Genomic DNA, 9557 nt, shown 5'->3' with positions numbered 1-9557 from the left:
CGTGAGGGAAAGGCGAAAAGAACCCCGGGAGGGGAGTGAAATAGATCCTGAAACCGTATGCTTACAAAAAGTAGGAGCCCGCAAGGGTGACTGCGTACCTTTTGTATAATGGGTCAGCGACTTACATTCAGTGGCAAGGTTAACCGAATAGGGAAGCCGTAGAGAAATCGAGTCCGAATAGGGCGAATCAGTCGCTGGGTGTAGACCCGAAACCAAGTGATCTATCCATGGCCAGGATGAAGGTGCCGTAACAGGTACTGGAGGTCCGAACCGACTAATGTTGCAAAATTAGCGGATGAGCTGTGGATAGGGGTGAAAGGCTAAACAAACTTGGAAATAGCTGGTTCTCTCCGAAAACTATTTAGGTAGTGCCTCAAGTATTACCTGCGGGGGTAGAGCACTGTTTAGGCTAGGGGGTCATGGCGACTTACCAAACCTATGCAAACTCCGAATACCGCAGAGTACAGCTTGGGAGACAGAGCACCGGGTGCTAACGTCCGGACTCAAGAGGGAAACAACCCAGACCGCCAGCTAAGGTCCCTAAAATTGGCTAAGTGGGAAACGAAGTGGGAAGGCTAAAACAGTCAGGATGTTGGCTTAGAAGCAGCCATCATTTAAAGAAAGCGTAATAGCTCACTGATCGAGTCGTCCTGCGCGGAAGATGTAACGGGGCTAAGCCAGTTACCGAAGCTGCGGATGTGCAATTTATTGCACGTGGTAGGAGAGCGTTCTGTAAGCCTGTGAAGGTGTCTGGTGACGGATGCTGGAGGTATCAGAAGTGCGAATGCTGACATGAGTAGCGTTAAAGGGGGTGAAAAGCCCCCTCGCCGTAAGCGCAAGGTTTTCTACGCAACGTTCATCGGCGTAGAGTGAGTCGGCCCCTAAGGCGAGGCAGAGATGCGTAGCTGATGGGAAACAGGTCAATATTCCTGTACCGATGTGTAGTGCGATGTGGGGACGGAGAAGGTTAGCTCAGCCAACTGTTGGATATGTTGGTTCAAGCCTGTAGTCGTGCCCGGTAGGCAAATCCGCCGGGCTTAGATGAGGGGTGATAACGAGTCTGCTTGCAGACGAAGTGAGTGATACCCAGCTTCCAGGAAAAGCCACTAAGCTTCAGCTACACACGACCGTACCGCAAACCGACACTGGTGCGCGAGATGAGTATTCTAAGGCGCTTGAGAGAACTCTGGAGAAGGAACTCGGCAAATTGATACCGTAACTTCGGGAGAAGGTATGCCGCAAGTAGGTGATCCTGTACAAGGGGAGCCCAAAGCGGTTGCAAAAAATCGGTGGCTGCGACTGTTTAATAAAAACACAGCACTCTGCAAACACGAAAGTGGACGTATAGGGTGTGACGCCTGCCCGGTGCTGGAAGATTAAATGATGGGGTGCAAGCTCTTGATTGAAGTCCCAGTAAACGGCGGCCGTAACTATAACGGTCCTAAGGTAGCGAAATTCCTTGTCGGGTAAGTTCCGACCTGCACGAATGGCGTAACGATGGCCACACTGTCTCCTCCAGAGACTCAGCGAAGTTGAAATGTTTGTGATGATGCAATCTCCCCGCGGAAAGACGGAAAGACCCCATGAACCTTTACTGTAGCTTTGTATTGGACTTTGAACAGATCTGTGTAGGATAGGTGGGAGGCTTTGAAGTGAGGACGCTAGTTCTCATGGAGCCAACGTTGAAATACCACCCTGGTGTGTTTGAGGTTCTAACCTTGGTCCATTATCTGGATCGGGGACAGTGCATGGTAGGCAGTTTGACTGGGGCGGTCTCCTCCCAAAGCGTAACGGAGGAGTTCGAAGGTACGCTAGTTACGGTCGGACATCGTGACGATAGTGCAATGGCATAAGCGTGCTTAACTGCGAGACTGACAAGTCGAGCAGATGCGAAAGCAGGACATAGTGATCCGGTGGTTCTGTATGGAAGGGCCATCGCTCAACGGATAAAAGGTACTCTGGGGATAACAGGCTGATACCGCCCAAGAGTTCATATCGACGGCGGTGTTTGGCACCTCGATGTCGGCTCATCTCATCCTGGGGCTGTAGTCGGTCCCAAGGGTATGGCTGTTCGCCATTTAAAGAGGTACGTGAGCTGGGTTTAAAACGTCGTGAGACAGTTTGGTCCCTATCTTCCGTGGGCGCTGCAGATTTGAGGAAGCCTGCTCCTAGTACGAGAGGACCGGAGTGGACACACCTCTGGTGTATCGGTTGTCACGCCAGTGGCATTGCCGAGTAGCTAAGTGTGGAAGAGATAACCGCTGAAAGCATCTAAGCGGGAAACTCGTTTCAAGATGAGATCTGCCGGGGCCTTGAGCCCCCTGAAGAGTCGTTCGAGACCAGGACGTTGATAGGTTGGGTGTGGAAGCGCAGCAATGCGTTAAGCTAACCAATACTAATTGCTCGTGAGGCTTGACCCTATAACTTTGATCCCAAAGCGGATTAAAGACTAGTTATGCCAAGTCGCAATCAAATATAATCTGATTTCAGTCTCTATGAATTCGCCTAAGCGTTCGACAAACTGAACGCTGAAGCAAAAAGTTATGCCTGATGACCATAGCAAGTTGGCACCACTCCTTCCCATCTCGAACAGGACAGTGAAACGACTTTGCGCCGATGATAGTGCGGGTTCCCGTGTGAAAGTAGGTCATTGTCAGGCTCTTACAGCAAGCAAACCCCCAGCGCCCCAAAGGCCTGGGGGTTTTGTTTTTTCTGGAAACCAAAACACCCTCTGAGCTGGTCACTGTTTCCGCTCGATGGGGATATTGCTCATTGATTGGTGGATTGCTCCATGCAACTGCAAGACATTCTTTATTCGCAAGGGTTTGGAACCCGTCGTGTATGTGCCGGCCTGGTGCAACAGGGCTGGGTGGAAATCTATTCGCGTGACGACGTATCGGCCGCGCCCGAGAAGTGCACGGACTCGACCGCCGACTTCGACCCCGAAGGCCTGCGTTTTCGCGTCCAGGGCGTGGACTGGGAATACCACGCCAAGGGCTATATCGTGCTGCACAAGCCGGCGGGCACCGAATGCTCACAAAAGCCTTCGACCTATCCGAGCATCTATACATTGCTGCCACCTCCACTGCGCCAGCGGCCGTGCAAGAGCGCAATCCAGGGCCTGCAGGCCGTGGGCCGGCTGGACCAGGATACGACGGGCATGCTGCTGCTCAGCGATGACGGCCAGTTCATCCACCGCATGAGCTCACCCAAGAAGCATGTGCCCAAGGTCTATCGCGTGACGGCCAAGCATCCCGTGACGCAGGAGATGGTGGATCAGCTGCTGGCCGGCGTGGTGCTCGATGACGACCCCAAGCCCGTCAAGGCCGCGGCCTGCGTGCTGGTCGACAGCCATGTGCTGGATTTGACGTTGACCGAAGGCAAGTACCACCAGGTCAAGCGCATGCTGGCGGCCGTGGGCAACCGGGTCGAAGGCCTGCACCGCGCACGCATGGGCAGCCTGGACCTGCCTGCCGATCTGGCACCGGGTCAGTGGCGCTGGCTCACGGCCGAGGATATGGAAAAGCTCAAGGGCTGAGCTTGCGCTTGTCGGGCCTCCGACAGGCGCTCAAGCTCGGGTGCAGGCGGCGCCCCTGGATAGGCCGGTCTTTGAAACCGGCCCTTCGACATGCTCAGGGCGAACGGTGATCTAGGCTTGCTTACCGCGAAGAGGTGCGTATCGGCTGGGGCAGGAACTGTATGCCCGTGCGCTGCACCAGTTCCTCGTAGCTGATGGGCTTGGAGACGCGTTCGGCGTCGTCATTGGCTTGCCAGTGGGCCCAGGACCTGTGCGTCGTGGCGTCGTAGACCAGTTTGTAGAGGTGACTGGGCACGCGCACCTGGCCGTCGCCTATGGTGCCGCTGTTGGTGTCAAAGACCGGCCCGGTGAAGACATAGACGTCGCCCTTGGCGCGCTGCGCGTAGCTGCGCGTGTCTTTCTCTATGCGTGCCCAGGGGCCGCCATTTTGCTTAGCGGACTGGGGCACCATGTTGGCCAGCGAGAAGCTCTGCGCCATGGCCTGGGCCGTGGGCATGTCGCCCGCGGGGGCCATATGGCCGCGCGAGTAGCCCGAGCGCTTGTAGTCGCCCAGTTCAGCACGCTCGGCACGCGGCAGGCGGGCGTCGGCGAAGAACTTGTTGGTGCGTTTTTCGTCGGCGTCGTCGATGGCCGCGCGGTTCAGGCGCTGCACCACATAGACCGGGGTCTTGCTTTCGCCGTTGTGCAGCACGGCAAAGGCTTCATAGCACAGCGCACGCAGCTTGCCGACATGGGGCGCTGCGGGTGGAGCCGGCACATGACCTTCGACGAAGAACGCCGGGCAATCGGCGAAGGCCTTGGCGGGTAGCGGGGTGAGGGTGGGGAAAGGCTTGGCGGAGACGGTTGCCGCCGTTGCAGCCAGGGCTGCTGCAACTGTGACGCGCCAGGCAAGGCGCGCCATGGAATGACCAAAATTCACTGCGTTCATCGGGCCGGAGGCCGCTATCCAGAAGATGCAACAAAGCCGCGCGACAGGGTGCCGAACGGCGCGAAACCAGGCCGCATCGAAGCGGCTGGCGAAGCTCGAGGATGCATCAAAAAAGTGAGCGTAAAAGCGAGTTCGGCCGAAGATTTGCGTTGCAATACGTACGCTTATGACCCCGCCGAGGCGGCGCCGGGCCGGCAACCGTAGAATGCGAGCCTCTCGGGCGCCAGGGTGCGCCTCGCCGCGAAAGGCATGCGCCTGTTTCGCGATCCGACTGTTTTACGAACGCGGAGCTCCGGCTTGCCTGGGTGCCGGCCATGCGGCCCGCCGGCGCTGCCGTTGGCTCCGTGCGCTGCCGATGAATTCCACTGTTTCACCTTCTTCCTGGGCCATGCAATGCACGGCCTTCGACACACCGCGCGCCGATGCGCTGCGCGTGCAGTCCGATGTGCTCGTGGTGGTGTCTGCCCACGGCCTTATCGAGGAAGTGATCGCACGCGACGACCCGCGCTGGGCTGCGCAGCGCGAACGCCATGCGGCTGCGGGCCAGTTGCATGCGCTGCCGGCGGGCAGTTATCTGCTGCCTGGCCTGATCGACGTGCATGTGCATGCGCCGCAATGGCCGCAGATGGGCAAGGCGCTCGATGTGCCGCTCGAAGACTGGCTGCAGCAGAACACTTTTCCGCTCGAGGCGCGTTATGGCGATGAAGTGTTTGCCGAAAGCGTCTACCGGCCTTTGGTGCGCCAGTTGCTGGCGAACGGCACGACCACGGCCATGTACTTCGGTACGCTGCATGACAACGGCAATCGCGTACTGGCCGAGCAGTGCCTGCGCCAGGGCCAGCGCGCTCTGGTGGGACGCGTGGCCATGGACGAGCCCAGCCAGTGCCCGGCCTTCTACCGCGATGCGAGTGCCCAGGTGGCGATTGACGGCACCGAAGCCTTCATCGATGCGCTGGCGCGCTTGCCTGGAAATGCCGCTGGCCTGGTGCTGCCGGTGATCACGCCGCGCTTCATTCCCAGCTGCACCGATGAGCTGCTTGCAGGACTGGGGGCGCTGGCGCAGCGCACCGGCGTGCATGTGCAGACCCATTGCTCGGAAAGCGACTGGGCGCACCAGCATGTGCTTGCGCGCACGGGCATGACCGACGCCCATGCGTTGCACCGCTTCGGTTTGCTGACACGGCGTACCGTGGTCGCGCATGCAAACTTCCTCACGCCTGCCGACGTGGCGCTGATGGCCGATGTGGGTGCATCGGTGGCGCATTGCCCGCTGTCGAATTTCTATTTCGCCAACAGCGTGTTTCCCGCGCGCGCGGGACATGCGCAGCGCATGGGCATGGGCCTGGGCAGCGATATTTCTGGCGGCTATAGCCCCTCGATGTTCGATGCCTGCCGGCATGCGATCACGGCGTCGTATGCGCTCGATGAAGGCGTGGACCCGGATCTGCCGGCCGCGCAGCGCGGGCGCCACAACGCGCGCATAGACCATGTGTTCGCGCTGTGGCTGGCGACGGCTGCGGGCGGCGCGGCGCTGGATCTGCCTGTCGGCCGCATCGAGGCCGGCCAGATGTTTGATGCCATCGTCGTCGACTGCGATGCGTCCGACTCCAATATCTGCATCTGGCCGGGCAGCGACAGCCCCGCCGACGTGCTGCAGAAGATCATCTACAACGCGACGCGCGCCAATGTGGCCCAGACCTGGGTGCAGGGCGCCTTGGTCCACCGCCGCGTCGCGCTCTGAATCCCTTTACTTCCTTTGCTGACTGCAGCGCCCAATGACCGAACCTACTGCTTATGAAGGGCGCCTGATCGCCCAGCCCGATGACCGCGTCACCGTTCTCAAGGCCTTGCTGCTCGGTGTGCAGCATGTGATGGCCATGGATGTTTATGTCGTGCCGTTCATCATTGCTTCCGCCCTGGCGCTGTCCCAGGCCGATTCGGCGTCGCTGATCCAGTCCACGTTTCTCGCCGCCGGCATAGCGACCATCATCCAGACCGCGTGGTGCATGCGCATGCCCGTGGCGCAAGGTCCGTCGTACATTCCGCTGGGAGCGATCATTGCCGTGGCCCTGGCGGGCGGCGCCGGCCTGAGCGGCATGGGCGCGGTGTATGGAGCATTGATTCCCGGCGCGCTGCTGGTGATCGCGCTGGGCGCGCTGGGGTGGTTTCACCGGCTGATCCGCTGGCTGGTGCCGCCCATCGTCGGCGGCTCCATCATTCTGGTCGTCGGTCTGTCGCTGCTGCCGATTGCGCTCACGGCCAATGTGTTCGCCGTGCATGGCAATTCGACCATCAATCTGAACATTGCGCTGGCAGCGCTGTCGGCGGCGCTGCTGGTGGTGGCGATGATGATAGGCCTGCGTTTCAACAACCGTGCGGGCACCTGGGTGCGGCTGCTGTCGGTGGTGATCGCGCTGGTGGGCGGCACCATTGCGGCGTCATTCGTCGGCCAGTTCTCTTTCGATGCGGTATCTGCCGCACCCTGGCTGATGCTGCCGAAGATGGCGTTTGTCGATTACCAGCTGCAGTTCTCGCTGCCCGCAATCCTGACGTTCGTGCTGATCTACATGGTGGTGATGGCAGAAACGACCGGCACCTGGTTCGCGGTGTCGGCGGTGATCAACCAGCCCATCACCGACAAGCAGCTCGACCGCGGCGCGATAGGCGAAGGCATTGGCTGCGGCGTGGCCGCGTTGATAGGCGCCACGCCGGTCACGGGCTACTCGACCAACGCCGGCGTGATTTCCATCACCGGCGTCGCCAGCCGCATGGTGTTCGTGGCGATTGGCGTGGTGCTGGCGGTGCTGGGTTTTGTCGGCAAGTTCTCGGCCCTGATTGCGGCGATTCCCGCGCCCGTGATCGGCGGCGTGTTTGCCGTGGTCTGCATCACGATCTCGATGGCCGGCATTCGCATACTGCGCCATGTGCATCTCGATGAACGCGCGATGCTGGTGGTGGGCATTCCGCTGATCTGCGCGTTCTTCGCGACGCTCGCGCCCAAGGAGTGGCTGCAGTCTCTGCCCGACATGCTGCAGTATCTGCTGGGCTCGGCCGTGACCGTGGGCGCGATGGCGGCGATGGTGATGAATCTGATCTTGCCGAAGGTGGCGCAAACCGAGGGGCGCGAGCAGGCCTGAGGACGGGCCGCTCAATCGATGGATGCACTCCAGCGGTTGTTCCATCCGCCGCCGCGCGCGCGGTCTATGTCGCGGCGGTCGCGTTTGGTGGGGCGGCCGTCGGTGAGCGTGTCGGCCGGTTCGGGCGCAAGCCTGCGCTGCTCGGCCAGGCGCTCGCGTTCGGCCAGGCTTTCGGGGGTTTCCTCGTAGAGGCCCTGGGCCACGGGTGCCGGGCCGCGCCCTGGCATCAGCCCGCGCACGACCACGGTGCGCACCACAGGCCCTTGGCGCAACACCAGGGTATCGCCCGGGCGCAGGTCGCGCGAAGCCTTGGCATTCTGGCCGTTGACCGTGACCCGGCCCTTGCCGATCTCCTCCACGGCCAGGCTGCGCGTCTTGTAGAAACGCGCGCACCAAAGCCACTTGTCCAGACGCATGGTTTGCAGTTCGCTCATGGGTGAAATTGTGCCTGTTCAGGTACGCAGTGCGCTAGTCCCCATGCGCGCATCGTGGGACATGGTGTCGCGGCAACGCAGCGTGACCACGGCGTCCAGCCCGGCGGGAATGCCGTCTTGCGCGGCGCTGCGGTTGCGCAGCTGCAAGTGCCCGCCCAGCGCCTGCACGATTTCATGGCAGATGGCCAGGCCCAGGCCCGAGCCGGCCTGCACGTCGCCCGCGGAAAACGGCTGGAACAGGCGCTGGGCCAGTTCAACGCTGATGCCCGGGCCGCTGTCGCTGATGCACAGCCGGGCTTCGCCGCCGTGGCCGTCGGCCGCGGGCCGCAGCGTCAGCTGCACGCGCAGCCAGCCCGAAGCCGGCGAATAATGCACGGCGTTGTGCAGCAGGTTGCGCGTGAGTTCGCGCAGCATCCAGGCATGGGCGCCGATGTTCACGGGCTGGGGCGCCTGCAGCTCGAAGTCGAGGTTTTTCTCCGCGATCAGTGGCGACAGATCGAGCGCGATCTCGCGCACGATGTCGTCCCAGGCGCAGGGCGGTGCGGGCGCATCCTGCTGGCGCAACTGCTCGACCTTGGCCAGCGACAGCATCTGGTTGGCAAGCTGGGTCGCGCGCTCCACCGTGGCGCCGATTTCGGCAAAGGCCTGGGCCGCGGGTACATCGCCGCGCTGCGCCGACTGCACCTGGGTCTTGAGCACGGCCAGCGGCGTGCGCAATTGATGGGAGGCATCGCGCACAAAGCGCTTCTGGTGGGCCAGCAGCAGGCGCAGGCGCTGCATTACCTGATTGGTGGCCTGCACCAGCGGCTGCAGTTCGCGGGCGGCCGTGGGCGCCTGCAAGGGGCTCAGGTCGCCTTGCGTGCGCGCCTGCAGCGCCGCGCTGAGTGCGCGCACCGGCTGGGTGGCGCGCTGCACGACCAGCACGACAATGAGAGCGACCACGGCCACGAGCAGCGCCTGGCTGGCCAGCGTGCGCCACAGGATGGGCCAGGCCTGGGCCTGGCGCAGCTCCAGCGTCTCGGCGACCTGGATCACGGCCATGCCCCGGCCTTCGGCACTGGCCACCGGCTGCAGCAGCACGGCCATGCGCACCGGCGCGCCGCGGAACTGCGCGTCGTAGAAATCGACCAGCGCCGCATAGGGCGGGCGCTGCGGAATCTGGCCACGCCACATGGGCAGCTCGGCAAAGCCCGAGACCATTTCGCCGTCTATGGTCGAGACGCGGTAGAACATGCGGCTCTGGTTGTCGGCCTCGAAGATCTCCAGTGCGGAGTAGGGCACGAGCGCGCGCAGCTCGGCTTCGTCGTCGTAGCCGAATACGCCCAGCTGTTCGCTGATGCTCTTGGCCGAGGCCAGCAGCGTGCGGTCGTAGGCGGTGTTGAGCGCAGTCAGCGTCTGCCGGTGCAGGCTCCAGGTGTTGAAGGCAATCAGCAGCAGCACCGGAACCAGGATGCCGACCAGCAGTTGCCGGCGCAGCGACCATGCGGGGCGAAGCGGCGCGCGCGCGCTGGCCATGGCGC

7 protein-coding genes and 2 rRNA genes (1 of these 9 running past the window's edge) are annotated in these 9557 nt (G+C 61.7%); 6 read left to right on the top strand and 3 right to left on the bottom strand.

Going from position 1 to position 9557, the window contains the following annotated elements; all coding sequences use genetic code 11:
• The 3 genes from ACSVDO_RS14760 to ACSVDO_RS14750 form a co-directional block, all read left to right on the top strand.
• Nucleotides 1-2420, top strand: a 23S ribosomal RNA gene (locus tag ACSVDO_RS14760) (it extends 457 nt beyond the left edge of the window).
• A 126-nt stretch (nucleotides 2421-2546) separates the two neighbouring features.
• Nucleotides 2547-2659: ribosomal RNA gene (rrf, locus tag ACSVDO_RS14755) — 5S ribosomal RNA — on the top strand.
• A gap of 132 nt (nucleotides 2660-2791) precedes the next feature.
• On the top strand, nucleotides 2792-3538 hold the full coding sequence (locus tag ACSVDO_RS14750; RefSeq protein ID WP_332539735.1) for a 16S rRNA pseudouridine(516) synthase: 747 nt from the start codon (nucleotides 2792-2794) through the stop codon (nucleotides 3536-3538).
• Between the two features lie 121 nt (nucleotides 3539-3659).
• On the opposite strand, the gene ACSVDO_RS14745 is transcribed toward ACSVDO_RS14750, so the two are convergent.
• Nucleotides 3660-4439 (bottom strand): DNA/RNA non-specific endonuclease, encoded by a 780-nt coding sequence (locus ACSVDO_RS14745; protein ID WP_332539734.1) that lies wholly within the window; start codon nucleotides 4437-4439, stop codon nucleotides 3660-3662.
• Between the two features lie 3 nt (nucleotides 4440-4442).
• Between ACSVDO_RS14745 and ACSVDO_RS14740 the strand changes: the two genes are divergently transcribed.
• The 3 genes from ACSVDO_RS14740 (at nucleotide 4443) to ACSVDO_RS14730 (ending at nucleotide 7603) form a co-directional block, all read left to right on the top strand.
• Entirely contained in the window at nucleotides 4443-4670 is a 228-nt protein-coding gene (locus ACSVDO_RS14740) for a hypothetical protein (RefSeq protein WP_489593082.1), read from the top strand.
• 184 nt (nucleotides 4671-4854) lie between these two features.
• Complete coding sequence (gene guaD, locus ACSVDO_RS14735) at nucleotides 4855-6207, top strand: guanine deaminase (protein WP_489593080.1); 1353 nt, start codon at nucleotides 4855-4857, stop codon at nucleotides 6205-6207.
• Between the two features lie 34 nt (nucleotides 6208-6241).
• The gene (locus ACSVDO_RS14730; RefSeq protein WP_332539732.1) at nucleotides 6242-7603 is read left to right on the top strand and encodes a uracil-xanthine permease family protein; all 1362 of its coding nucleotides are present in this window, start codon (nucleotides 6242-6244) and stop codon (nucleotides 7601-7603) included.
• Between the two features lie 11 nt (nucleotides 7604-7614).
• Here the strand turns inward: ACSVDO_RS14730 and ACSVDO_RS14725 are convergent, their stop codons facing one another.
• Entirely contained in the window at nucleotides 7615-8037 is a 423-nt protein-coding gene (locus tag ACSVDO_RS14725; RefSeq protein ID WP_489593078.1) for an RNA-binding S4 domain-containing protein, read from the bottom strand.
• Between the two features lie 18 nt (nucleotides 8038-8055).
• Nucleotides 8056-9552 carry a sensor histidine kinase gene (locus ACSVDO_RS14720; protein WP_489593076.1) on the bottom strand — a complete coding sequence of 499 codons (1497 nt, stop codon included), beginning with the start codon at nucleotides 9550-9552 and terminating at the stop codon, nucleotides 8056-8058.
• Between the last annotated feature and the right edge of the window lie 5 nt (nucleotides 9553-9557).

The sequence above is a fragment of the Comamonas sp. DB36 genome, from assembly GCF_057914905.1.
This window is presented reverse-complemented; position numbering and strand designations above follow the sequence as displayed.